The organism is Amorphoplanes digitatis (assembly GCF_014205335.1).
GTDB classification, from domain to species: domain Bacteria; phylum Actinomycetota; class Actinomycetes; order Mycobacteriales; family Micromonosporaceae; genus Actinoplanes; species Actinoplanes digitatus.
In genome coordinates, this window is the sequence record NZ_JACHNH010000001.1 from 7,597,756 (window position 1) to 7,621,678 (window position 23,923).

The following is a 23,923-nucleotide window of genomic DNA, read 5'->3' on the forward strand; positions in this document are numbered from 1 at the left end:
CCTGCCGTGTGCCGACCCGACGAAGGACTGGTTTGTGAAGGCGTACGACGTGGTGCTCGGAACGTACGAGATCGCCGTCGCCGCCCACCGGGTCGGGCCTCCGCCGCGGCCCGCCGGATGGGCCGGGCCGGCCGGGCCCGCGATCGACCCGGCCACCTGGCCCCGCTCGCCGCGGACCGGGCAGCCCCTCGTGCACGACGCGACGATCGCCCTGCCCCCGGAGTACCGGTACCGCTCCCCCAACCTGGTCGCCATGGCGGTCTTCGACTGGCCGGACGAGTCCGGCTTCCTGCCCGCCCCTGCGAACTTCGCCGCGGCCCTGGCGGGCGACCTGTCCTACGTCGCGCACCCGGACGACCCGTTCTGGGGCGACGTCGCCGCCGCCCGCCCGCACCCGCACGGGAGCGTCGTCTGCGACCCGGACACCGGCTCGTTCTACGGCGCGGTCTGGCTCACCGCCGCCGAGTTCACCGGGCCGCGGACCGAGCGTCCACGCCAGGGCCGTCAGTTGGCGCCCGCGGAGGACCTCCCGCCGAGCGATGAGCGGGTCCGGTTCGGCCGCTTCGGTGACCTGTGGCTCGTCGAGCGCGACAACGATCCCAACGCCGGTCGCGCTCCGGGGCAGGCCGACTACGTCGACGTCCGCCTCCTGGACGACGATGACGCCGACTTCATCGACGTCGACGAACGCTTCTCCCATGTGCACTTCGGCGGCACGCTCATGGACCCGAACGGCCTCGGCCGGCGCGACATATCCGCGTGGTACATGGAGATCCACCGGCTGGGCGGGCTGTGGGTCGGCGACGACGAGAACCTCGTCCTCGATCTCGCCACCGACCAGGTCTTCAGCTTCCGCTGAACCGGAGCACTGTGGTCTCTCAGGTTGGCCACAGCCGGAGATACATAGATTGCACCCTATGGGCAGATCACTTGAGCCTGCGATTCCATCGAACACCGACGTCGGAACGGAATCAGTGGGCACCGCAGACTCGGCGTCCCGGACAGCGGTCCCGGCGCCGCCTCGGTGGGCGCGTCTTGCGGGAACGGTGGGTTGGATGGCACCCATCCTGGGATTCGTACCGCTGCATATTCCATGGATTCTCGGAATCCCCGTCCTGGCCAACAAGGCGAGCTTCGAGTCCTGGTACAACGGCCGCAGCAACGGCACGCAAGGATTTTCAGACGGAATCATGGGCGTACCCGCGGGCGCTCTTTATCTGGGGATACTGGTGCTGCTCGCCATCCTGGGCGGTGTCCTGTCAATGGGCCTGATCAGCCGCTGGGGCCTGGTCTTTCCTCGTTGGGTGCCGTGGCTCGCCGGACATCGAGTCCCTCCGTGGTTCCCTCTCACCCCGACCGTGCTCGGTTCGGGCCTGATGGTCGCCTATTCGCTCGCTCTGCCCATACAGCTACCCCGGGCGATTGCCGATGCGAGCCCGGACGATCCGTTCACGCTCACCGGCGCACTGATCGGCTTGCCGATTCTTCTGGCCTGGACGGTCGCGCTGCCGGCCGCCGGTTGGTCGTATTACCGGCGGACCCGTCGAGCTTCACTGGCAACCGACTAGCAGGTGACCGGAACCGTTCGCTCACCTGGACGACGCTATCGGTGCGATGCCGGTTCACCGTTATCGGCAGGTGATCGCATCAACAGAAGCGCGCTCCGGTCTCGACAGCTGATACGCCCCACCCTCACAGGCTGGGACTATGCGCCGATGCGAACACATTGGATCGCCCTGCCCACCGCCGTGCTGATCCTCGCAGGCTGCGGGCAAACGTCGAAGGTTGATGAGGTCGTCGACGAGAACCGGGACCAGATCCCCGCCGTCGTCGCCACCTCGGCGTCTCCGATCGCCACCACCACGGCGCCGACAGCCACCCCCACCACGACCCGGCCCAAGACGGTCGCGACCACCAAGCCCGCGCCGAAACCCAAACCGAAGCCGAGGAAGACCACTGCGGCGCCCGAGCCCGCCGATGTGTACTACGCGAACTGCACGGAGGTACGGGACGCAGGGGCGGATCCGATCCACCGCGGCGACCCCGGGTACTCACGGAAGTTGGACCGTGACGGTGACGGAGTGGCCTGCGAGTAGCGGCGGCAAACGGATCGCTGGAAGAGTGCTCCGGCGTGGGCAACTCGGCGGTGTATCGCATTCATACCGGTGACGATGTGCACGAAGCGTACGAGATGGCGCAGCGCCTTCTGGCCCTCGCGGAAACCACGTGCGGCTGCCCGCCGGACATCGATGCCGAGGCACAGACCGGCACACATACGGCGCTGGACCGCTACCTGGCCATCGATTCCGCCTCGGTGGCTCTGTCCATCCCGGCGGACCTGGTCTCACAGGTGATGGAGACGTTGGAGCCGCACCTCGGTGCACACGATCCGCCGTCGCGGCACCGGGACGGCGGCGCGTACCTCATGACGGATCTGACACCGGCGCTCATCGCCGCCCTGCGGCAGTTGCCGCCGATGGCCGCCGAGATTCAGACCCCTGAGCTTCGGCTGCCCAACGACCTGTCCGACGTGTTCCTCGCTGTGGTGAACCGAGACCAGGCGTCAGTCAGCTGGGATGTCTGCTGGCCGGACAACCACGGCCGCTCCGGTTTCGAACTCGGCATCAACGGCAGGAAACTCTGGCATCCGGAGACCCCGGCCGGGCACAGCGTCTACGTACACGTCGCCCCACGCTGGCCGGAGCAGGCGCACGAACTCGCCGCAACGGTCGGCGGTCGGGTCATGGGCGAGCCCGCCACGGGCTGGTGAGGCGAGCCACCGCTCGCCTGCGCACACTGCAAGCTCGACATTTTCCGGTGCGGCAGGCGAAGCTCTCCGATTCCGTGGGTCAGTTCCAGCCGGTGGCGGTTACGGCGACCGTGTGGCAGTCCTCGCAGAGGTAGAGGCTGCGCCAGCCGTCGCCGTACTCACGGATGTGGTGGGACACGGTGGCGGTGTGGAACATCAGGCGCTTGCAGGACGGACACGACGGGTTCGGATAGATGCCGAGCGGCGGACCACCGACCGTCCCGACCACGCCCGGCGTCAGGTCGACGTGCCCGTTGCAATAGAGCAGATCGGGACCGTATGGGCGGAGCACCGCTCGACCCGTCGTCGGGTCGCCGCCGATCTCGTCGTCCGTTTCGTCCTCGAAGACAGCCTGCTCGGCCTCGTAGCGGCCGTCGCTGTCGACCTCGGCGAACAGCGTCCACATGCACCAGGAGTTGAGGCCGATCAGGTGTGCATGGGTGGCCGGCCACGCCGGCAGCCCGGGTATGTCGGCGAGCCGAAGTGACAGGTAGTGCCAGCTGACCGGGCTCGTCGACGGGTCGCGCACGACCCGGTCGAGCGGCAGGCCGACCGGGTGATCGGCGGCGGGAAAGTCGCCGGCCTCCAGCGTGATGACCTGCCGGTGTGGGGTGAATCTGTACTCCGCGGGGCCGGCCGGCGGGATCCAGATGCCGGACTCCTCGTAGACCTCCCGGTCACCGCCCTGCCGCACGTCGTCGGCGATCGCGACCAGGGCGGCGTCGGTGCCGATCGCGGACAGCGCCCAAGCCTCCCCGAACGACCACCGGTCACGCAGCCGCCGGTAGAGGAGCTCCACACAGCGATCGGAGGCTCCGTCGAACAGCACCCGCAGGTCAGCAAAGCTCAGATCCAGGCGGGCCAGCAGGCGCGGATCGGCGATGACCGTCTCCTGATGGGGCTGGAACCACTCGGGCCGGGTGCCGGCCAGGTAGGCGAAGTGGGTACCGAGCCAGGCCGGTTCCCGGTCGCCCCGGGACAGGTGCCCCACGAGAGCGGCGACGTCGTCGGGGCTGTCCAGCGGGATCGGTTCCCCACCGCGCAGCGGCTTGATCGGCATGGCGGGGACGCTAACACCGGGGGCCGGCCTGGAGCTGCATATCCGGCTGGGCTCAGGTCTTCTCGGCTCGGCGGCCGAGTTCGACCAGCGCGCTCAGCCGTTCCCAGCGGTTGAGGCCGACCACCGCCACGGCGAGCGCCGCCACGGGGGTCGCCAGCAGGATCGCCCACTGGGACGGGCGCAGCAGGATCGGCGAGGGGAACTGCTGGCTGGAGTACATGAAGCCGGCGAATCCGTAGGTGACCATCGCGGCGATGGCGACCACCGGCGCGGTCAGTGCCAGGATCCGGCGGCGGACCAGGCTGCCCTGCCGCCACCAGGCCCACACGGCGAGCGCTGCGGCGGTCAGGTACAGCGGCACGGCGTACCGGAAAAGGAACTGATCGTTCATGGTGACCGCGTAGGTGAAGCCGTTGAACATGCCCTGGTGCCGGTCGATGAGGTCGCCGCCGCCCGCGAACGCCAGCGCCGCGGCGAACCACCATAGGCCGCGCGGCGCGGCTGTCCGCTCACCGACGGCGAGCCACGCCGAGCTGACCGCGACCATCAGCGCCACCGTCACCAGCCAGCTCGATCGCAGGACCTGGCTCGGCGAGTAGTCGTACCACTGTGCGACGTGCGCGATCTCGACGAGGGCGCCGGCCGCCGCGGCGCCGGCGGCGAGGCGGCGCAGACCGGCCAGCGCCAGGGTCAGCACGACCGCCCAGACGGCCGGCCGGGCGAATTCCAGCAGGTCCACCCCGGAGTAGTAGGTCATGCCGGGCAGCACCCAGCGAATGCCCACGACGAGCAGGAACAGCGTTCCGACGATCTGGACCGCGGACGCCGCCCGGCGCCACGCCGGGTCGCCCAGGTCGCCGACCCACCCACGTACGCGGACGGCCAGCGCGTTGACCAGAATGTCGGCGCGGTCCCGGGCGCTCGGCCGGCGCTGTCCCGGCTCGGCCCCGGCCAGCAGCACGCCCACCATCTCCTCCTCGTATTCCCGCCGGTGTCGCAACGGGTAGGCCGCCATCAGGCGGCGGTAGCGGCCCTCGAGCTCGTCGTGCGCGGTCATGGAATCCCCGTCTCCAGTCATCATCGGGATCTCAGGCCGGCGCGTTGCCGAGCCGGATACGGCGCTCGCGGAGCCGCCGGTCGGCGACCGTCGCCTGTTGAAGCAGCCGTTTGCTCTCCTCGGCCAGCCGGCGTTCGCCGAGCGCGGTGAGCTGGTAGTAACGCCGCAGCCGGGACTGGACGACCTCTTCTCGCTCCACCTCGATGAGCCCGTCGCTGCGGAGGCGGTCGAGCACGGCATAGAGCGTGCCCGCCCGCAACGTGACCCGTCCGCCGGTGATGCGCCGGACGTCCTCGATGACGGCGTAGCCGTGCAGTGGCTCGACCGCGAGCGCGGTGAGCACCAGGAACGTCGGCTCACGCATGGCCGAATCAGTCATGACCGGAAGCATATACAGATAGAAAGCATATGTAGAGACCAGACACTGTGGAATGTCGGCGGCTCAGGGCTAGGGTGACCGTCCATGGATATGCTGAGGGGCGCACAGATCGCCGCGGCTGACCTGACCGACTGGCGCAAGCTGGCCCAGGGGCTGCATGCCCGCTACCTGATCGACGACTTCGGCGCCGCCGCTCGGTTCGTCGCCGCGGTGGGCGAGGCGGGCGACGCGCTCGGCCACCACCCGCGCGTGTCGATCGGCAACGGGTACGTCGACTTCAAGCTGGCCACCGACGATGCCGTCTACCGCGACGACGAGGGCACCGAGCACCTCGTCGAATGGGTGACCCAGCAGGACGTCGACCTCGCGCGACGGATCACCGAGATCGCCGCCGGTCACCAGGCCGACGCCGACCCGGCCTCGGTCAGCGTGATCGAGCTCGGCCTCGATACGGCGCGCTCCGCGACCATCGCCCCGGTGTGGGCCGCCCTACTGACCGGGAGCGCCGAGGCACAGGGTCGCGGGACACCCGGCGACGAGATCCGGGATGCCACGGGCCGGGTGCCGAACCTGTGGTTCGGGGACGCCGACGAGCACGCGGCACCGGGTCAGCGGTTCCACATCGAGGTCTACGTGGCGCCCGAGGTGGCCGAGCAACGGATCGCCGCCGCCGTCGCCGCGGGTGGGGCCATCGTCGATGACAGCGAAGCCCCCGCGCTCACCGTGATCGCCGACCAGGACGGCAACAAGGGAATCGTCTGCGTCGACGCGTCCGCGGCGAAGAAGGAGTGAACCGGTGGCTGCCGAGTCGTCGTACACCATCGCGGCGCTCAGCCCCGAGACCTGGTCGGCCTTCGATGCGCTGGTGCAACGGCACAACGGCATCTTCGGGGGCTGCTGGTGCATCTGGTTCCATCCCGACGGGCCCGAGCGCGGCCAGGGCGCGGAGGCCAACCGGGCGCTGAAGAAGGCCTACGTCGAGCAGGGCAAGGCGCACGCCGCACTGGTGATGGACGGTGACGAGGCAATCGCGTGGGCCGAGTACGGCACCCCGGTCGAGTTGCCCACCCTCAAACACCGCAAGGAGTACGAGGCCACCAAGACCGCGGATCCCGACTACCGGATCACCTGCGTCTTCGTCGACAAGCGCCACCGGCGACGGGGCGTGACGGAGCTGGCGATCACCGGTGCGCTCGACCTGATCGCGCGGAGCGGCGGCGGGCGGGTCGAGAGCTATCCCCACGACCTGACCAACCAGACAAAGAAGATGTCGTCGTCGTTCCTCTACAACGGCACCCGTCGGCTCTACGAGCGGCTCGGTTTCACCTATGACCGGCCCAAGGGGCTGAAGAACTGCGTCATGGTGAAGACGGTCGATCCCGCATGACGGCTGTCCTGCGCAGGTAGGCCTCGGCCAACTCGCGAAGGCGTGTCCTGTCGAAGCTGTGCCCGTGGCCGGGATGGACGACGGACACGTCGAGGCCGGCGAGGAACGCCATGCTTCGCCGGTAGGCAGCGACGTCGGAGTTCGGCAGGTCGTCGATCAGGAAACCGTCGTAGATGATGTCGCCGGAATACAGGGTCCCGGTGCGCTCCTCCAGCAGGGCGATGCTTCCCGGCGTGTGGCCGGGAAGGTGCAGCACGGTCAGCACCCGCCCGCCCAGGTCGATGCGGTCGCCGTCGTCGAGCACGCGGTTCAGGGTCATGGGTTCGACGCGGTAGGTGGCCGGGTCGTAGCCGGGACCGGGCAGGACGTCGATCATGAGCTCCGGGACGGGTTCTCCCGCTGCGTCGATCCCCAGCTTGTCGTAGAGCTCCGGGCCGTACAGGCTCGCCGGTACGCCCGCCGCCAGGAGCTCCGCCTCGGCGGGGTGGGCGGCGCGGTCGCCGAACTCGGGTGCCCCACCGACATGGTCCAGATGCGCGTGGGTGAGCAGGACCATCGGATCGCGCTCGAACATGCCCGGAATCGCCTCCCGCAAGGGGACGACACCGAGGCCGGCGTCGATCACGATGTCGCGATCGTCGCCGCGCAACCACCAGAAGTTGGCCGACAACAGTTCGTTGACGTGCGGTTCCGAGATCCGGATGACGCCACTGTCCACTTCGGTCTGTGAATACCAGTCGACCATTCTCGTAAGTGTGCCATCGGTCGGCGGACCTCCCGACCGTGCGCACCGGCGCCGCCTCGGGTACGTGCCGCAGAACCTCGGCCTGTACCGCGACCTGACCGTTGCCGAGAACCTCGACTTCATCACCGCCTGCTACGGCGCCGTCCCGCCCCCGCTCCCGGACGACCTGCGCCGCTATGCCGACGTACTCGTCGGCGCGATGCCACTGGGTGCGCAACGGCAGGCGGCGTTCCTCGCCGCGCTGTCACACCGGCCCGAGGCGCTGCTGCTCGACGAGCCCACCTCGGGCGTGGACGCGCTGGCTCGCACCTCCCTGTGGGACACCATCCGCGCACAGTCCGACCGCGGGGTCGGGGTACTCGTGACCACCCACTACATGCAAGAGGCCCAGCAGTGCGACCGCCTGCTGCTGATGTCCAACGGGAAGCTGGTCGCCGACGTCAGCGAGGAACGCATGCTGGTCCTCGCCCGCGACACGTGAACGGCTGTGGTCAGAGGCCGGCCGCGGCGTCGTACCGGCGGCGCAGGTCGGCCATTTCCGAGTCGGACAACGCCTCCTTGAGCGCGACTTCCGCGTACTTGGGCGGGAACATCTCCCGCAGCCGATCGACGAACTTGGTGTCGGCGGTCGCCTCGACAACCCGGATGCCCACCGGCTCGGTGGACATGTCCAGGATCACCGGGCCGGCCAGCTTGACCGCCACGTCCCAGGGATACCCCTGCCCGGCGACCCCGCAGAGGTGGAAGCCGTAGACCGTCCGCACCTCGGCGAGCGTGGTGGCCCCGGCGGGCTCATGGCCGTAGACGCGGACACCGCATATCACCGCCGGCTTCGCCTGCTCCCCGGTGGTCGCCTGCTGGGCAGTGTGTCCGGCGTGTTGGTGCTGCTCCGGGTTCGACTGTTCGAGCGTGGTACGCATCCGGGCGACGATCTGCCCCTGTAGATCCGCCGGCTGCGCGTCCGGGCCGGTCGCGCGGAACAGCACGACCGCACCGCCCGTCACCGCCAGGATCACCGCCACCCACAGGAAGCGGTTGCGGTACCACCGCGCGAGACTCGCACGGGAAATCATCATCGCCTCTCCCTCGCCGGGTGGACGTTTCGGCCCAGGACGTCAGCCGACGCCCTGGGCCGCTCTGCCGGTCAGACGAAGTTGACGTCGCTGCACCACATGTAGGCCTGGTCGAGGTGCGAGGCCTGCCAGATGACGAAGAGAATGTGGTGCCCGGTGTATCCGGACGTCGAGACGTTGAACGAGATGTTCTGCGCCGGCGCATACCTACCGGTCTGCGTGATGAAGTCGAGGTTCCCCCAGCCGAGGCGCTGGGTGGCCGGGTTGAACCCCTGCTTGCTGACGTAGACCTTGAAGTAGTCGGCGCCGTGACTGGCCTGGTCGTACAGCTGCGCGGTGAAGCTGCGGCTGACATTTGTCGTCTTCCAGGCGCCGAGCTGGTTCAGGCTGTCGTTGCGGGCGAGCCCGTTGCTGCACAGCTGCCCGTCGGGAGTACGGGCCTGGAACTGACCGCCGAGGCCGTCCCGCAGCGCGCTCATCCAGTTCCACATCGTGTCGGGGTTGGCCTGGAACGCCTGCCAGCACATGGGGTCCTGCGTCTGCATGACCGGGTTCATGTGCTGGTTTCCCCAGGTCTTCCAGCACTGGTAGGCGCGCGATTGCGGGTTGATGATGGTGCCGTGTGCCTGGACGGCGCCGGGCCAGGCCACCATGCCGGCCACGATGGCGAGCAGCACGACAAGCACTCGGACAGCTGAGCGGGATTGCCGGCCGGATTGATTGGACTCATGCGTACGCATGGTTCGTCCTCCACTCTTCGGCTTCGGGGATGGGGGATTGGGAGCGCTCCCATCAGCATTGCACCCATGTTTACAGATATCAACCAATGTCGATTTGTTTCGAAGACGCGCAGTCGCATGAGCCCCGCGCGAAGGCGGCTCGTGCCGTTCCCGCAAGATCGGGTGTACGTAAATCCGGCCTGGGGAGACACATGCGACTAAAGATCACCATCCTGCTGCTGGCCGCAACCGGGCTCATCGTCGCGGCCGGCCCCGCCAACGCCGCCGCACAACCCTCCGCAGAGGACTGCGGCGCGGTGCGCCTGACCAGCGATTTGCCCGCACCTCCGGCGGGAAAGATCGCCCGGCGGGCCGTCTCCATCGGCGCGAACTGCCGGATCGTCCGTGGCCCGGTCGAGTTCGTGACGGCACCGGCCGTGAACGCGTTCGACGCGACGGCGACGTACCACACGTCGTCCGAGATGTACGACTGCTGCCGCATCCTGATGACCGCGCTCTACACCGACAGCACGGTCAGCACCTCGGGCGGCATGGTCACCGACAGCTCCACCACGATGTCGACACACCACAACCGCGAACCGTGGAACGCCGGCTGGTCGGTGACGGCCACCAGCACCAGCGGCGGTTGCCGGGCCGAGTGCGCCGCAGCCACCTACGCCGGCCACGCGGAGTTCTCCTACCGGGGCATTTTCGACCCGACGGGTACCTACTACGCCAACGTCCACGACACCTCGGTGGTCCTGAACGGTGACGGGTCGGCGACCTGCACCGAGGCGGTGCAGCTGCGCCACAGTTTCATCGGCTGGAACTGGCAGCACACCTGCGCCTGACGCGGCGCGCGATCAGGGAAGAAGCAGGCGACGTACCCCGGCACGCGCGCCGAGCAGGGCGATCACCAGCAGCGTCACCGACACGAATCCGCCGAGGCTCACGGCATCCCCGAAGACGACGTCCACAAGCTCCAGAACAACGAGCTTGCTCCCGGCGGCGACCACCCAGAGCAGGAGCACCGTGGCCACCTTGCCGCTCGGGGTGGTCGCGCTGTGCAATCGGTTCACGACCCTCGCCTTGACGACGAGTACGACTTCCAGGGCGACCTTGAGCAGAACGGCGGTGAGCAACGACAGGGTGAAACCCTCGCTGATCACCGACGGGACGTACTCGATGGCGAGGTTCAGAACCACCACGTAGACGAACACATCGATCACATCGCTCGGATTCCCGCGCGCCCACCGCCGGAATGGGCCCGAGCGGGAGTCAGTCGGAGCTCCGGTCATGCTCTGAGTGTGAGCCCGGACGGCCGCAGGACCTCAAGCAGGGTACGGAGCACGTCGGTCCCACGAGCGCCATCCTGTCCGCCTGAGCCGGCTGTGCAACAGAGCCGGTAATGCCTCGGTGTGAACCTTTTGCTTGGTAATGTGTTGTCAGCCAGGCTTCTGATCTTCGAGTTGATCGCGAAGCGGCATTCGGATCGGGTTCGGGCGAGACCCGCACGGTTCGCTATCGACTCAGACTCAATCAGCGCCACCCGTCGCCGTCTCGAGCGGGAGGATCACGATGCCGTCCTCAGTTGCCCTCGACGATTTCGAGGCGGTTCTGTTCGAGCTCGACGGGGTTCTGACCGCCACCCGTGCCGTTCATGCGGCGGCGTGGAAGCGGACGTTCGACGACTTCCTGCGTGACTGGGATGACGGGCACGGCAGCAGCAGCGGCTGGTTCGACGAGGCGTCCGACTACCCCACCTACGTCGAGGGCAGATCGCGTCAGGAGAGCGTGCGCGGATTCCTGGCCGCCCGCGGGATCGAGCTCTCGGAGGGCACCCCGGACTCCCGGCCGGAGGAGGTTTCGGTCTGGGGGCTGGGTAACCGGGAACGGGCGCTCGTCGACGACGAGTTGCAGCGGATCGGTGTGGAGGTCTTCCCGGGGTCCATCGCCTGGGTGCGGGAGTTGCGTGAGGCCGGGCTCAAGACCGCGGTGGTGTCGACCAGCGGCAACTTTGCGCAGGTGATGGAGCGCTCCGGCATCGCCAATCTGTTCGACATCGGGGTCGACGGCGAGACCTCGCCGGCACCGCGCCTGCGGGGCAAACCCGCGCCGGGCGGCTTCCTGGAGGCCGCCCGTCAGCTCGGCGTATCGCCTGAGCGGGCGGTCGTGGTCGAGGACGCCATCGCGGGCATCGAGGCCGGCCGAGCCGGCGGGTTCGGGCTCATCGTCGGGGTCGACCGGGACGGGCACCCGGAGGAGTTGGCCGCCCACGGCGCCGACATCGTGGTCGCCGATGTCGGCGAACTGCTCGCCGCGTCCACCGCCGAGGTACACCGGGCCGGTCCGCGGGACCACCGGCTGGTGGCCGCGGCGCGGCGGATCATCGCGGACACCGGTGACTACCCGCCCGACCCCTGGCGCATGGTGGAGCGCGCCTACAACCCCGACTACGTCGAACAGACCGAGACGCTGTTCGCGGTATCGAACGGCTTTCTCGGCATCCGGGCCTCGTTCGAGGAGGGGCAGCCGTCGTACCGGCCGACGACCTTGCTCAACGGCTTCCACGAGACGTGGCCGATCGTGTATCCGGAGTCGGCGCACGGGTTCGCCAGCACCGGCCAGACCATCCTGCCGGTTCCCGACGGCACCACGATCCGTCTGCTGGTCGACGACGACCCGGTGACCTGCGAGACGACGGAGGTACACGAATTCGAGCGGACGCTGGACATGCGCCGCGGCGTCCTGGAGCGCTCGGTGGTCTACCAGCTGGTGGATGGCCGGCGGTTCCGGCTGCACACCACACGGTTCGTGTCGCTGGCTCAGCGGCATCTGGCGTGCATTCGGTACGAACTGACCGCTCTCGACGCGCCCGGGCAGCTGACGCTCTCCTCCGAGCTGGTCACCCGTCATCCCGCGGCCCACGAACCGGCGGATGATCCGAGACGGAGCCGGGTCCTCACCGGGGAGGCGCTCGCGCCCGACGCCGATTCTGTCGAGGACGTTCGGGTCATCCGGACCTATCGAACGCTGCGCAGCGGGCTCATGGTCGCGGCCGGGATGGACCACGAATTCGACGAGAGCGTGATCACGTACGCACGTACCACGCTCGACGCGGACCGCGCACACGTCGTGTTCGACGTCGACGCCCGGCCGGGGCAGACCGCCACGCTCACCAAATGGCTGGCCTACCACTACGACGCCGCGGATGCGACGGATCTGCCCGACCGCGCCGAGGCGACGCTGCATCAGGCGCGGTCCGCCGGCTACGCGGCAGTACTGGCCGAACACGAACGTCAGATCGGCGATTTCTGGACGCGCAGCGACATCGCATGGGAGGGCCGCCCCGCCGTACAGCACGCCCTGCGCTTCAACCTGTTCAGCATCATGCAGGCGACCTCGCGCACCGAGGGGCACGGCGTACCCGCGAAGGGCCTGACCGGCACCGGCTACGAGGGCCACTACTTCTGGGACACAGAGGTGTACGTGCTGCCGTTCCTGATCCACACCGCGCCGGCCCTGGCCCGCAGCCTGCTCATGCACCGGGTGCGGATGCTTCCGTACGCCCGCCGCCGGGCGCGCGAGGTCGGCTGCGCCGGTGCGTTGTTCCCGTGGCGCACCATCAACGGCGAGGAGGCCTCGGCCTACTACGCGGCGGGCACCGCCCAGTACCACATCGACGCCGACATCGCCCACGCCCTCGACCAGTACGTCCGCGTGACCGGCGACACCGACCTGCTGTTCAGGCACGGCGTCGAGGTCCTGATCGAGACCGCGCGCATGTGGACGGACCTGGGCTTCTTCTCCGAGCGCCGCGGCGGCCGGTTCGTGATCCACAAGGTGACCGGACCCGACGAGTACAGCACGGTGGTGAACAACAACCTGTTCACCAACCTCATGGCCGCCGAGAACCTGAGAATCGCCGCGGACGCCGTTGAGCGCGTACGGGTGGAATCCCCGATGCAATACCACCAGATAGTCGATCGCACCGGCCTACGCAACGAGGAGCCGGAGACCTGGCTCCGGGCCGCCGAGCAGATCTACGTCCCGTACGACGAGCAGGCCGGTGTCCATCTCCAGGACGACGGCTTCCTCGACCAGGCACAGTGGGACTTCGCCGGTACGCCCCTGGATCGCTACCCGCTCCTGCTGCACTACCACCCGCTGGTCATCTACCGCCACCAGGTGATCAAACAGGCCGACGTCGTCCTCGCCACCGTGCTCCTGCCCGACCGCTTCACCGCGCAGGAGCGGCGACAGATCTTCGACTACTACGACCCGCTGACCACCGGGGACTCGTCGTTGTCCGAATGCATCCAGGCGATCGCGGCGGCGGATGTCGGCAAGTACCGCAGCGCGGAGGAGTACCTCTTCGACGCCGCGGCGGTGGACATGGCCGACACCGCGGGCAATCTGCGAGACGGCGTCCACGTCGCCTCCGCCGGCGGCACCTGGATGGCGCTCGTGTACGCGTTCGCCGGTTACCGCTGGCGCGGACAACGGCCACAGTTCTCCCCGATGCTGCCCACCCGCACCAGCCGCCTGCGCATTCCGCTGCAGATCCGCGGATCGCTGCTCGAGGTGGACATCGAAGAGCACCTCGTCACCTACTCGCTGCGAAGCGGGGATCCGATGACGGCGCAGCACAACGGACACGAGTTCACCGTCACCACGACCTCGCCGGTCTCCTTCCCCGGCGAATACCGCACGCACGACGCCGGACCACGCTCCGCGGACCCCGCGGCGGTGTGACCACCCGGGGTGGGGTGCCCCGGATCAGCCGGACCCGAAACGGGACAGCGCGCGTACCGCCGTACATCTATGATCCTGGCGGTTCTCGCTCCCTCGAAGGGAATTCGGTGTCCCGCTCTTTCTGGTTCCGCAGTGCCGGTCTGGCCCTGATCACCTCCTTGGCCACGGTCCCTGTCCTCGTCGCGCCCGCGCAGGCGGCAACCGCCGGCGTCGCGTCCGTGGTGGAAGGCACCAAGATTCAGTACAAGGCCGGGTCGAAGACCACCAACAAGGTCGTGGTCACCCGCTCCGGCAACGCCGTCACGATCGACGACGTGGTCGCCGTCAAGCCGGGCAAGGGCTGCAAGAAGGTCGACAGGACCAAGGTTCGCTGCACCACCCGGAAGGCGCCCACCCGGGTCCGCGTCTATCTCGGCGCCAAGAACGACTCGGTGGTCAACAAGGCCGACCTGCCGATGACCGCCGCAGGCGGCGACGGCACGGACAAGATCACCGGCGGCGCGCGCGCCGATCTGCTGAGCGGCGGCACCGGCAAGGACCAGATCTGGGGTGGCGGCGGTAACGACGCTCTCGACGGCGGAGACGGCGCCGACCGGGTGCACGGTGGTGCCGGCAACGATTCCCTGCACGGCCACTACGGCAACGACTTCCTGTACGGCGACGCCGGCGACGACAACATCTCCGGCGACGAGGACAACGACAAGGAGTACGGGGGTACCGGCTCGGACCACTTCTTCCAGAACCCGATTCCGTACGGCAAGACCGGCGCCGACCGGGTCAGCGGAGGCGGTGGCGTCGACTACGTCACCTACCAGGGCCGCAGCAAGGCGATCACCGCCGACCTCGACGGCGCCACGGGTGACGACGGCGAGGCCGGCGAGCACGACACCCTCCTGGCCGACCTGGAGGGTGTCGAGGGCGGCAACGGCAATGACCGTCTCACCGGCCACTCCGGCCACGACTCGTTGGCGGGCGGCCCGGGCAACGACACCCTGCGCGGCCTCGGCGGCAACGACTACCTCACCGGACATCAGGGCCAGGACCGCCTGGAGGGCGGCGACGGCAACGACATGCTCGACGGCGACTACGACTCGACGGATGCCGCGGCGGACGTCCTGCTCGGCGGCGGCGGCGTGGACTCGGTCCACTACTCCCAGTACACCCGGCCGATCACCGTGGACCTGGACGGCGCGTCCCGGGACGACGGCCAGGCCGGCGAACACGACACGGTCGGCTCGGACGTCGAGATCCTCGAGGGCGGCCGGGGCTCGGACCACCTGACCGGGAACGCAGCCGCCAACCGGATCTTCGGCGGCAGCGGCAACGACGTACTCCGCGGAGGCGGCGGCGACGACCTGCTCTCCGGCGACGACGGCGCGGACACGCTGTACGGCGAGGCAGGCGACGACTGGCTGGACACCGGTGGTGGCTCATACCCGGAATCGGACCACCTGGACGGCGGCGACAATGCCACCGAAACCGGCGACGACTGCTGGGTCGACGCGCCGGATGTCGCGACCAACTGCGAGTATTCCCAGCTCTACTGGCCGGATCCGGTGCCAGGCGGAATCGGCTTTCCCGCCTGAAGGTAGGACAGGACCGCGTGGACGCGACGGTTGTCGTGCGCCGAGTCGGCGCCGGCATTGATCTTGATGGGCTTTCGTGGGCACCATGGCGCCATGACGGACTGGCGTGAAGATCGAATCCGCTCGGCGCTTCACGGCGAGAATCCCACGGTGCTCGGTCGTCTGCCGGCTGGTTTCGCCGTCATCGGAGACGTCCAGTGGCTGCCGGGATATTGCCTGCTGCTCACCGACGACCCCGAGGTGGAGCGCCTGAGTGATCTACCCCGATCGGCCCGATCGGACTTCCTGGAGAGCATGGCCCGCCTCGGTGAGGCCGTCGAACGCGCCTGCGCCGAACGCGATCCGGCGTTTCGCCGTATCAACCTGGAGATACTCGGCAACACCGACCCCTACCTGCACGCACACATCTGGCCCCGGTACGAGTGGGAACCGCCGCACCTGGTCGGCATGCCGGTCTGGCTCTACCCGCCCGATAACTGGCGTGATCCCGCCTCGGGCCTCGGCCCGCAGCACGACGAGCTGCGCGCCGCGATCACCGGCCACCTGGCCGCACAGTGACCTACTCGCCGACCGGGCCGCCCGCGAGCTCGGCGACGATGTCAAGGTGCCCGACGTGCCGGGCGTACTCCTGCAGGAGATGGAACAGCACCCGCTCCAGCGTCGCCGGTTGCTCGCCGTCCCACCGCGGGCCGGGAGCCCCGACGGTCGAGAGATCGTTGCCGGAGACCACGGCCGTGGTGTGCGCACCCTGAGCGCGCAGCGCCGCTAGGAGAGCGTCGCGGGTCTCGCCGGGCGCGACATACCACCGGTCCCCGCGCCGGTCTCCCCACGGATCCCCGACGTCGCGGCCCTGGAATCCCCACTCGATCCACCGCAGCTCGACGTAGCGCAGGTGCTTGAGCAACTCGAGCGGAGTCCACCCCGACGGAAGCCCGCTACGGCGCAGCTTCTCGTCGGGCAGCGCGGCGATCTTCGCCAGTACGGTCTCGCGGAAGTAGTCGAGGTAGCGCAGAAACACCTCGGTATGCCCTGCCGCCGGCAGCATCGGCGAGGGAAACGGCATCGTCATCGCACCATTGTCCGTCACCTACCCGGACCTCGTTTAGCCCAAGTGCCACGCGAGGGCGCGCGGGGGGTGGTACGCATAAAGGACGGCGGCCTTGATAACGTTCTCCGGCCGCACCGGCAGGTGGCGCTGTTTGCTCGATGTCCGCCTTGGATGCCCCGTTCCTGGGGCACACCTACCCCAATAAGCCGTCAGGGAGTTCAGCCGTGCCCGCAGATCGTCTTGCCACGACGGAGAGCGCGTGGCGCCGGAGCCGGCGCTGCGTCGGGGAGAGCCATTGCGTGGAATTCAAGGCCGTCGACGGCGGTGCCGGGTTGCGCAACTCCAGGTCACCCGAAACGGTTCTCACCTTCGACGGGGTGGAGTGGCAGCACTTCATCGACGGTCTCAAGTCTGGTGAGCTGCGGCTCGCGCACTGACTGCCGCGCCGGGTACCTCTCGTACCTCCGATGCGGCGGCCCGGCTTTGATCGCCCGCAGGTATTCCTCGTTGGCGAATTCCTGAAATCGTTCGCGGTGGGTTCTGTTCTGCCCGCGCCGATGCCAGTCGCCGTGCTTCTCGAAGAACAGCCGGGGAATCTCGCTGTCGAAGAAGCCCCGAAGGTACTCCCTCGCCTGCTGTTCGTCGATCTTCTTGAGTTCCCAGGCCCGGGTCCAGCTCTTGAGGACGTTGCTGCAATAGTAGAAAAGGTCCTCCTCGACGCCGTCCGGGGCCACCCGGCCGCCCCAGCATTGCTGATACCGAGGATTCTCGATTGCCATCAGGACGAGCGCCTCATTGAACTCCGAGTGCTTGTCCCGCTGAATCTCCTTCAGCTGCTGATGCTGAAGGATGACCGAGGTCAGCACGACGAACAGCGTCATGCACGCGACCAGCGCGGAAGCTCCGCCGAATGCCTGACCGACATCGGCACTCACGGAAAAATCACGATCCCCGGCGTAGTACGTGTCCAGGAGAACGGGCGAGATCACGACGCCGGCGACGGTTCCGGCGAACATGATGATCGACAGCATGGCGATCAGGATCATGAATGGTCTTCGGGCAGGCCCACCCGGGACCTGAAGTTCGCCAGCCGCCATCTGGACTCCCTGCTCGGCTCCTTCAATCATTATGCGCAGCCGAACAATGCCCTACCTATAGCCCTCATGACTCATTCACGCGTTCGCTTCGGGTCGTAAAGTGATCTGCCAGCACGTCATCTGCGATATGGCAGATTGCGTAAAGGCAAAACGCTTCATGGCGAATATCGCCGATCCGGAGACTACGTTGAGTTTGCTTGATGAGCCCGGCGGGCCGGCTGTCGCCGGCCCGCCGGTGTGTATCAGCCGAGTCGCTCGCAGCCGGTCACCACGTCGATGGGGCTGACGTGGCACAGATCGCCGACCGCGGTGTTGGCGCCGCCGTCGACCTCGTCGGCGTTGTACGTGTGCGGCGTGTCGCCGACGTAGCGGGTGTAGATGGTGTCGTCGCCGGCCTCGCCGTAGAGACGGTTCGAGCCGTACCCGCCGTAGAGCTCGTCGTTGCCGGCACCGCCGCGGAAGACGTCCTTGCCCTCACCGCCGGTGAGGCGGTTGGCGGCGCCGTTGCCGGTGAAGACGTTGTCGCCGTCGCCGCCGGTGATGTTCTCCACGTCGGCGCCGACGGTGTCCCGCTCGCCGGGCGCGCCGTCGTCGCCCTTCGCGCCGTCGAGGTCGACGATCGCCTTCGGACGGTAGTAGTCGACCGTGTCCCGGCCGGAGCCACCGAGCAGCACGTCGGCGCCGTACGGACCGTGCGAGTCCTCGGGGTCGACGTCACCCTCGAGGTGGTCGTCACCGGCGCCACCGGAAAGGAGGTCGTTGCCGATGCCACCCTCCAGGGAATCGTTGCCGCCCTGGCCGTACAGCTTGTCGGCGTTCTCGTTGCCGCCAAGGATGTCGTTGCCGGACCCGCCGTAGAGCTTGTCGTTGCCGGTGCCGCCGGCGAGCACGTCGCTGCCGGTGCCGCCGTCGAGAAGCGACGCGATGCCCGTCTTGTTGGTGACGGTGTCGTTCCTGGTGCCGGCGAAGACCCGCACCCTGGTCGGGCTCTTGGGCAGCTTGCAGCGAATCTTGGTCTTGTCGCCGCGAACGGCCTTGCAGCCCTTGCCCGCCTTGATCCGGACGTTGTCGTCGATGGTGACGGTACGGCCCGAGCGGGTGACGACGACCTTGTTGGCCCTACCGGAAGCGGCCTTGTACTCGACCTCGGTCGTCTTGATCACGCGAACCACGCCGGTGGACGCCGCCTCGGCAGGCGAGGCAAGCACGCCGGCGCCGATCGCGGTAAGCAGGACCATCCCTATTCGGGACAGATGAGTAGAAGCCACCATTTAATTTCCCCCGTGGTGAATGTGGACGGTGCAATGATCGCGATCATAGATGAATTGATCTAGCGACCATGTCCCGCTCAAGAGACGGCGAATGCGGTTACCGGCCGACTAATCCCCGGAGTACCCCCAGAAGTAGATCTCCTCGGGTATCCCGGCGGTGCTGTGCAGGACCGCGCACCTACCGAACCATCGCTCCTCCGCCAGCGGCCCCAGGGCCTCGACGTGTGCCCGGGTCAGCTTGGCGACACCCAACCGCTCGAGCGCCTCCGCCTCGCCGACCGTCCGAACCGTTCCGTAGTCGGCGTCCTTGAGCTCGGTGACCACCCGTTGCATGTCGAGGATCGAGTGGGTACCGCACTCCTGAACGGTTTCGTCGGCCCACAACTCGTCCTCGCTCTGCGGGCGGTTCGGGAAATCGGCGGCCGACGTGCCGATCTCATACGGCACCGCCCACCAGTAGTCACCCGTCTCGAAGACGTGCCGTCGCAACTCATCGAGTGCGGCCTGTAGGTCCGGCTGGTACGGAACGTAGTAGTCCCAATGCGATGCGCCCATTCCCGCCCCCCGTGTTGATCTTGGTGGCAGGCTAGGCGCGACAATCGATCCTGACAATCCCTTGCCGCCAGGCCGTCATCGGCCGCGAACGGCGCTGCTCAGGCGGTTACCGGCTGTCCGCGGCGTGCCAACTCGGCGACGATTGCGGCGATGTTCCACGCGTCGTCGTCGCCGCGGTGGTGGCGGCCCTCCAGCGGCAGGCCGGCGAGCGCGAGGGCGCGGCTCATGCCGACCCCTCGGCGCAGGCCGAACGCGGCCGCGAACCGTTCCTTGACGTTGATGTGGCGGCTGCCGAACGGATATCCGGCGCCACCCACGCATTGGCGTTCGAACTGGCGCCGGTCGTACTCGCCCCAGCTCGCCCAGGTGCGGTGGCGTCCGCGCAGTTCGTCCCGGACACGGGCGCAGGCCGTGGCGAAATCCGACCCGCCGTCCACGTCGGCCTGGGTGAGCCCGGTCAGCTCCGTGCAGAACGCGCTGACCCGCGACCGGCTTGGCCGTACCAGGAGTCGCCGCTTCTCGACCCGCCGCCAGTCGGCGGTGTCGACCACGCAGATCCCGATCTCGATGATCTCGCTCGACTCACCACGCGGCGGCCCGTCGCCCCAACAGGTCGCCTCCACGTCGACGACGTTGAGGAACCGTTCGAAAGGCTCATGCACGGATGAGCACTCTAACTGTCGGTGGGCTGCGGTATGTTGCCGCTCGTGTTGGAGGGGCTTTCCGGAGTGGCATGGGCGGAACTGGAGCATGCCTACGGGTCCGCTGCGGACGTACCGGATCTCATTCGGGCGCTGCGGGCCGATGACCCGGCGGCGCGCCAGAAGGCGCGCCGGGGTCTTTACGGCAACATCTTTCACCAAGGTACGCGGTATGAGGCGAGCGCTTATGCCGTGCCTTTTCTGATCGAGCTGCTGGCGGACCCCGCCACGTCGGAGCGCGACGAGATCCTGGGCCTGCTGACCTCGCTGGCGATCGGATATGACGAGTCGTGGTTGCCCGACCCGTTTCCCGTTGCCTCCTACCGGCGGCGGGCAGTCGGCGGTGGACAGGTGCTGCGGGCGGCGCCGGCGCCCACCGGGGATGAGGACGACGGCCGTTACCGGTACTGGGAGTCGCTCGACGAGCAGGACCAGGATCGGATGTTCGCGCACGTCGAGCTCAGTGTGTACGACGCGGTTCGCGCGGGCGTGCCGCTCTATTGCGCGTTGCTGGCCGACGAGGATCCCTCGGTGCGGCTCGCCGCCGCGTACGCGTTGGCCTGGTTCGGTGAGGACGCGCTCGCCGTCGGCGGGCCGCTGGCGTCCGCGGCCGGCGACGCCCGGGCGGAGATCGCCGCGACGGCGCTTGTCGCGCTCGGGCTGGTCGGGACCGGCGACCCGGCCGCAGAGCGCGTTGTCCGGGCGGCGCTGGCCGACGACCGGGACCTTGTTCGGTGGGGCGCGGCCGTCGCGCACGCCCGGCTGCGCGGACCGGCGGCCGATCCGGCCGCGGCGGCCGAGTTGCTGAGCTGGGCCGGCGGGGACGGCCCGACTCGGCGGGAGGTTCCGTTCCTCGACGGCGACGTGTCCGGCCTCGCCGGGCTGGCGTTGCGCCAGGTCGGCGACGCGTACGCGGGCGCGGGTTTCGACGCGCTCCTGGCGCGGATTCCCGCGGTCAGCGGGCCGGAGGCGCTGCCGATCGTCGGCGAGGCGCTGCGCCGCGCCTTCCCGGACGGGCGGCTCGCGCCGGGTGTTCGCTTCGCCGACCTGGACGGCCGGCAGCAGCGGCTCCTGCGTGCCCTGGCCGACTCACCCGGCACCTGGGGATGGGGCGGGGCGCCGGTGTTCGGCAACTTCATGGGGATGGTGCTCGGCTACGGTCTCCCCTTCAATCCCGAAGGCATGCGTACGTTCGTGGACGGGCGCTGACAACCATGTCCGGCCCTGGAGACGTGCCACCGGAGATCCTCGATCGGCTGCGACCGATCTGCCGGCGGCTGCCCGAGGCGTACGAGGAACCGGCCTGGATCGGCGTCCGGTGGCGGATCCGCGCGCGGACGATCGCGCACGTCTACACGCCGGACCCGGAGCGTTCTCCGTTCTACGCCCGGCATCTGGTCGCCGGCGAGGCGCCGACCGTAATGACGTTCCGGGTGCCCGTCGACGACCTGCTCGGCCTGACCGCCGGCGGCTTCCCGTTCTTCCAGGCCCCGTGGGGTCACAACGTGGTCGCCGCCTTCCTCGGTGACCACACGGACTGGGCCGAGATCGCCGAACTGATCACCGACAGCTATCGCGAGATGGCCCCGAAGTTCCTCGCCGCCCGGGTGGCGCTCCCCCCGCCGGGCGGCTGACCCCCTCAGCGGGGATGTTCTAGGCGCAGGCGATGCAGCAGCGGGCGAACGGCCGCGCGGCGAGCCGTTCCTCGGCGATCGGCTGCCCGCAGCGTTCGCAGACGCCGTAGGTCGCCGCGTCGACCCGGTGCAGCGCGTCGTCGATCTCGGCGATCCGGTCCCGCGCGGCGGCCAGCAACGCGGTCAGCTGGGCGCGTTCGAAGCCGATGGTGGCGCCCTCCGGGTCATGCTCGTCGTCGGCGTTCGAGCCCCGCGACGCCGTGAACAGCGCCTCGAGGTCCTCGGCCAGCGTCGCCGCCTCGGCCTGTGCGCTCGCTCGCAGCCGCAGCAGCTCATGCCGAACCATCCCGCCAGCCTAACGACCCGGCTCCGGGGTCAGCGGAAGATCGGTTCGCCGGCCACGAGCAGTTGCCGCAGCCGGTCGCCGAGCAGCGGCTCGGGTCGCGAGTCGGGGTCGAGGTCGTCGAACGCCCGCGCCACCAACTGCCCGGTCTCGCGCAGCTCGCCGTTCTCGCGGAGCACCAGCGCGCCCCGGCCGCGGTCGTACATCGCGACGACCGGTGCCTGGATGTTGACGAGCATCGCGTCGGGTCCCGACTCGATCTGAAGGCCGCCGACCTCGAACAGGCCCTCGGTCTGCCCGCCGACGATCCACTCGCCGATCTCCACCGTGCCGTCGACGACCAGGATCGCGTCGCCGAGAATCAGGCGCCGCGCCCGAAGGTGCCCGCGCACCGCGTAGATCGAGTGAACCTCCTCGCCGAGGTCGAGGGTGCCGTGGACCGTCAGCCCGCCGCCGAACAGCACCATCTCGGTGTCGCCCAGCTCGTCGCAGCGGGCCGCCACGTCGAACTCGTCGACCGTGACCGGTTCCTCGTACAGCTCGACCTCGCCGGCGTAGTCCTCGAACCAGGCGCGGGCGAGCAATTCGTCGGCTTGCGCTGCGGTGATCTTCATGCGGCGGCGGCATCCTTCGACGTCGTGGGCAGGCAGGCAACGGTACGACGGCCGGCCCGATCCCGTGGGCCGTCCGTCCACAGGTACGGCGTCAGAGGGGCTGGAGCAGTTGGGCCAGCCGGGTCGCGATGGACCGGTAGCCGGCGGCGTTGGGGTGGAAGGAGTCGCTGATCGGCGACGCCAGGCCGTTGGCTCAGACGCCGGATTCGCGGCACAGCCGGTGACCGCGGAACAGGTCCAGCCCGTTCACGTACGTGACGTGTGAGTCGCCCGTGGCGATGACCGCGTCCCGGATCATCCGGTCGGCCTGTGCGGTCGCGTCGTTGATGGCGTTGCGCTCCGGCAGGATGAGGTTCTCACCCAGGTTGGGCCACCGGGCCGGGGTCGGCTGCGGGTCCGCGGGTTCGCCGGTGACGGGCAGGATGCTCGGATAACTGATCACCATGAGCCGCCCGTCGGGGTTCATCTCGGCCCGGATCTGCTGGTACAGCGAGGTGAGCTTGACCTGCGTCTCGTACAGCTCCTGCGGTGTCGCCAGCGGGCCGATGGTGGAGCAGTCGGCGCCCAGGTAGCAGCCGGTGAACTTGGCCGAGAAGCCGAGGTCGTTTCCGCCGATGGTCAGCGTGACGAGGCGCGTGTTGAGCTGGACCGCGTCGAGCTGGGGCGGCACCCCGGGTTGCTGGCTGGTGTAGAAGTCGATGGTCTTCGCACCGTGACAGGCCGCCAGGTTCGGCCGGTCGACGGGCAGGCCGTTGACCACGGTGCCGGCGATCAGGTTCGAGTAGGTCACGGGCGAACGGCGGCAGAGCTCGTCCGTGTACGGCGAGGCGCCGGTGCCCGACGAGTACGAGTCGCCCAGGGCGGCGTACCGGATAACCGGGGGTTGCAGTCCGGTCCCGAACGGTCCGGCTCTCACGCTCTTGTCGGCAACGGCACTGATCGCCACCGCGATCCCCCGCCCTCGTACGGCCGAGGCCGTGGATCCGGCCGACGGGGCAATTCTGCGCCGCGCCGGGCTCCACCCCTAGACGAGGCGAGCCGCCCGGCGTGGTGCCGGGCGGCTCGTGCTCGTCATATGTGAGGTATCAGA

The 23,923-nt window shown here is 68.8% G+C and carries 29 protein-coding genes; 14 read left to right on the forward strand and 15 right to left on the reverse strand.

Going from position 1 to position 23,923, the window contains the following annotated elements; all coding sequences use genetic code 11:
• Positions 1–34 precede the first annotated feature (34 nt).
• The 4 genes from BJ971_RS33405 (at position 35) to BJ971_RS33420 (ending at position 2,770) form a co-directional block, all read left to right on the forward strand.
• Complete coding sequence (locus tag BJ971_RS33405; RefSeq protein ID WP_184997228.1) at positions 35–859, forward strand: hypothetical protein; 825 nt, start codon at positions 35–37, stop codon at positions 857–859.
• 196 nt (positions 860–1,055) lie between these two features.
• Positions 1,056–1,568, forward strand: a complete 513-nt coding sequence (locus BJ971_RS33410) for a hypothetical protein (RefSeq protein WP_184997229.1) — start codon at positions 1,056–1,058, stop codon at positions 1,566–1,568.
• A gap of 147 nt (positions 1,569–1,715) precedes the next feature.
• Entirely contained in the window at positions 1,716–2,096 is a 381-nt protein-coding gene (locus tag BJ971_RS40770) for an excalibur calcium-binding domain-containing protein (RefSeq protein WP_203709526.1), read from the forward strand.
• 35 nt (positions 2,097–2,131) lie between these two features.
• Positions 2,132–2,770 carry a hypothetical protein gene (locus BJ971_RS33420; RefSeq protein WP_184997231.1) on the forward strand — a complete coding sequence of 213 codons (639 nt, stop codon included), beginning with the start codon at positions 2,132–2,134 and terminating at the stop codon, positions 2,768–2,770.
• A 79-nt stretch (positions 2,771–2,849) separates the two neighbouring features.
• Here the strand turns inward: BJ971_RS33420 and BJ971_RS33425 are convergent, their stop codons facing one another.
• Genes BJ971_RS33425 through BJ971_RS33435 form a run of 3 tightly spaced genes read right to left on the reverse strand, consistent with a single transcriptional unit; the run spans position 2,850 to position 5,305 of the window.
• Positions 2,850–3,869 (reverse strand): hypothetical protein, encoded by a 1,020-nt coding sequence (locus tag BJ971_RS33425; protein WP_184997233.1) that lies wholly within the window; start codon positions 3,867–3,869, stop codon positions 2,850–2,852.
• Between the two features lie 52 nt (positions 3,870–3,921).
• Entirely contained in the window at positions 3,922–4,926 is a 1,005-nt protein-coding gene (locus BJ971_RS33430) for a hypothetical protein (protein WP_184997235.1), read from the reverse strand.
• Positions 4,927–4,957: 31 nt separating this feature from the next.
• Positions 4,958–5,305: a PadR family transcriptional regulator gene (locus BJ971_RS33435; protein WP_184997237.1), complete on the reverse strand. Its 348-nt coding sequence runs from the start codon at positions 5,303–5,305 to the stop codon at positions 4,958–4,960.
• Between the two features lie 84 nt (positions 5,306–5,389).
• On the opposite strand from BJ971_RS33435, the gene BJ971_RS33440 reads away from it, so the two are divergent.
• Both BJ971_RS33440 and BJ971_RS33445 read left to right on the forward strand, forming a co-directional pair.
• Positions 5,390–6,097, forward strand: a complete 708-nt coding sequence (locus tag BJ971_RS33440) for a 4a-hydroxytetrahydrobiopterin dehydratase (protein ID WP_184997239.1) — start codon at positions 5,390–5,392, stop codon at positions 6,095–6,097.
• Between the two features lie 4 nt (positions 6,098–6,101).
• A complete protein-coding gene (locus tag BJ971_RS33445) occupies positions 6,102–6,692 on the forward strand; it encodes a GNAT family protein (protein ID WP_184997241.1) in 591 nt (196 codons plus the stop codon).
• Here the strand turns inward: BJ971_RS33445 and BJ971_RS33450 are convergent.
• On the reverse strand, positions 6,664–7,437 hold the full coding sequence (locus BJ971_RS33450; protein WP_184997244.1) for an MBL fold metallo-hydrolase: 774 nt from the start codon (positions 7,435–7,437) through the stop codon (positions 6,664–6,666). The genes BJ971_RS33445 and BJ971_RS33450 overlap by 29 nt on opposite strands.
• A 64-nt stretch (positions 7,438–7,501) precedes the next feature.
• Between BJ971_RS33450 and BJ971_RS33455 the strand changes: the two genes are divergently transcribed.
• Positions 7,502–7,918, forward strand: a complete 417-nt coding sequence (locus tag BJ971_RS33455; protein WP_203709528.1) for an AAA family ATPase — start codon at positions 7,502–7,504, stop codon at positions 7,916–7,918.
• 10 nt (positions 7,919–7,928) lie between these two features.
• Here BJ971_RS33455 and BJ971_RS33460 read toward each other — a convergent pair whose 3' ends face one another.
• Both BJ971_RS33460 and BJ971_RS33465 read right to left on the reverse strand, forming a co-directional pair.
• Positions 7,929–8,510 carry a hypothetical protein gene (locus BJ971_RS33460; protein WP_184999240.1) on the reverse strand — a complete coding sequence of 194 codons (582 nt, stop codon included), beginning with the start codon at positions 8,508–8,510 and terminating at the stop codon, positions 7,929–7,931.
• A 71-nt stretch (positions 8,511–8,581) separates the two neighbouring features.
• Positions 8,582–9,196 (reverse strand): lytic polysaccharide monooxygenase auxiliary activity family 9 protein, encoded by a 615-nt coding sequence (locus BJ971_RS33465; RefSeq protein ID WP_239087683.1) that lies wholly within the window; start codon positions 9,194–9,196, stop codon positions 8,582–8,584.
• Between the two features lie 245 nt (positions 9,197–9,441).
• On the opposite strand from BJ971_RS33465, the gene BJ971_RS33470 reads away from it, so the two are divergent.
• The gene (locus BJ971_RS33470; protein WP_184997250.1) at positions 9,442–10,080 is read left to right on the forward strand and encodes a hypothetical protein; all 639 of its coding nucleotides are present in this window, start codon (positions 9,442–9,444) and stop codon (positions 10,078–10,080) included.
• 12 nt (positions 10,081–10,092) lie between these two features.
• Here the strand turns inward: BJ971_RS33470 and BJ971_RS33475 are convergent, their stop codons facing one another.
• A complete protein-coding gene (locus BJ971_RS33475) occupies positions 10,093–10,527 on the reverse strand; it encodes a hypothetical protein (protein ID WP_184997251.1) in 435 nt (144 codons plus the stop codon).
• A 280-nt stretch (positions 10,528–10,807) separates the two neighbouring features.
• On the opposite strand from BJ971_RS33475, the gene BJ971_RS33480 reads away from it, so the two are divergent.
• The 3 genes from BJ971_RS33480 (at position 10,808) to BJ971_RS33490 (ending at position 16,128) form a co-directional block, all read left to right on the forward strand.
• The gene (locus BJ971_RS33480; RefSeq protein WP_184997253.1) at positions 10,808–13,984 is read left to right on the forward strand and encodes an HAD-IA family hydrolase; all 3,177 of its coding nucleotides are present in this window, start codon (positions 10,808–10,810) and stop codon (positions 13,982–13,984) included.
• A 158-nt stretch (positions 13,985–14,142) separates the two neighbouring features.
• Positions 14,143–15,570 (forward strand): calcium-binding protein, encoded by a 1,428-nt coding sequence (locus tag BJ971_RS33485; protein WP_184997256.1) that lies wholly within the window; start codon positions 14,143–14,145, stop codon positions 15,568–15,570.
• 93 nt (positions 15,571–15,663) lie between these two features.
• The gene (locus BJ971_RS33490; RefSeq protein WP_184997258.1) at positions 15,664–16,128 is read left to right on the forward strand and encodes an HIT family protein; all 465 of its coding nucleotides are present in this window, start codon (positions 15,664–15,666) and stop codon (positions 16,126–16,128) included.
• A 1-nt stretch (position 16,129) separates the two neighbouring features.
• Here the strand turns inward: BJ971_RS33490 and BJ971_RS33495 are convergent, their stop codons facing one another.
• Positions 16,130–16,639 (reverse strand): DinB family protein, encoded by a 510-nt coding sequence (locus tag BJ971_RS33495; protein ID WP_184997259.1) that lies wholly within the window; start codon positions 16,637–16,639, stop codon positions 16,130–16,132.
• Positions 16,640–16,776: 137 nt separating this feature from the next.
• On the opposite strand from BJ971_RS33495, the gene BJ971_RS42575 reads away from it, so the two are divergent.
• Positions 16,777–17,055 (forward strand): DUF397 domain-containing protein, encoded by a 279-nt coding sequence (locus tag BJ971_RS42575; protein ID WP_369076809.1) that lies wholly within the window; start codon positions 16,777–16,779, stop codon positions 17,053–17,055.
• On the opposite strand, the gene BJ971_RS33505 is transcribed toward BJ971_RS42575, so the two are convergent.
• The 4 genes from BJ971_RS33505 to BJ971_RS33520 all read right to left on the reverse strand — a co-directional run bounded on the left by BJ971_RS33505 (position 16,966) and on the right by BJ971_RS33520 (position 20,203).
• On the reverse strand, positions 16,966–17,664 hold the full coding sequence (locus BJ971_RS33505; protein WP_184997262.1) for a DUF6082 family protein: 699 nt from the start codon (positions 17,662–17,664) through the stop codon (positions 16,966–16,968). The two genes, BJ971_RS42575 and BJ971_RS33505, sit on opposite strands and share 90 nt — an antisense overlap.
• Before the next feature lie 293 nt (positions 17,665–17,957).
• Positions 17,958–18,953, reverse strand: a complete 996-nt coding sequence (locus tag BJ971_RS33510) for a calcium-binding protein (protein ID WP_184997263.1) — start codon at positions 18,951–18,953, stop codon at positions 17,958–17,960.
• A gap of 141 nt (positions 18,954–19,094) precedes the next feature.
• A complete protein-coding gene (locus BJ971_RS33515; protein WP_184997264.1) occupies positions 19,095–19,541 on the reverse strand; it encodes a hypothetical protein in 447 nt (148 codons plus the stop codon).
• Positions 19,542–19,639: 98 nt separating this feature from the next.
• Positions 19,640–20,203: a 3'-5' exonuclease gene (locus BJ971_RS33520; RefSeq protein ID WP_239087685.1), complete on the reverse strand. Its 564-nt coding sequence runs from the start codon at positions 20,201–20,203 to the stop codon at positions 19,640–19,642.
• Between the two features lie 231 nt (positions 20,204–20,434).
• On the opposite strand from BJ971_RS33520, the gene BJ971_RS33525 reads away from it, so the two are divergent.
• Both BJ971_RS33525 and BJ971_RS33530 read left to right on the forward strand, forming a co-directional pair.
• Positions 20,435–21,451 (forward strand): HEAT repeat domain-containing protein, encoded by a 1,017-nt coding sequence (locus BJ971_RS33525; RefSeq protein WP_184997266.1) that lies wholly within the window; start codon positions 20,435–20,437, stop codon positions 21,449–21,451.
• Positions 21,452–21,456: 5 nt separating this feature from the next.
• A complete protein-coding gene (locus BJ971_RS33530; RefSeq protein ID WP_184997267.1) occupies positions 21,457–21,876 on the forward strand; it encodes an MmcQ/YjbR family DNA-binding protein in 420 nt (139 codons plus the stop codon).
• 19 nt (positions 21,877–21,895) lie between these two features.
• On the opposite strand, the gene BJ971_RS33535 is transcribed toward BJ971_RS33530, so the two are convergent.
• The 3 genes from BJ971_RS33535 to BJ971_RS33545 all read right to left on the reverse strand — a co-directional run bounded on the left by BJ971_RS33535 (position 21,896) and on the right by BJ971_RS33545 (position 23,749).
• Entirely contained in the window at positions 21,896–22,222 is a 327-nt protein-coding gene (locus BJ971_RS33535; protein WP_184997268.1) for a TraR/DksA family transcriptional regulator, read from the reverse strand.
• 29 nt (positions 22,223–22,251) lie between these two features.
• A complete protein-coding gene (locus BJ971_RS33540; protein ID WP_184997270.1) occupies positions 22,252–22,833 on the reverse strand; it encodes a hypothetical protein in 582 nt (193 codons plus the stop codon).
• A 193-nt stretch (positions 22,834–23,026) separates the two neighbouring features.
• A complete protein-coding gene (locus tag BJ971_RS33545; protein WP_184997272.1) occupies positions 23,027–23,749 on the reverse strand; it encodes an SGNH/GDSL hydrolase family protein in 723 nt (240 codons plus the stop codon).
• Positions 23,750–23,923: the final 174 nt, after the last annotated feature.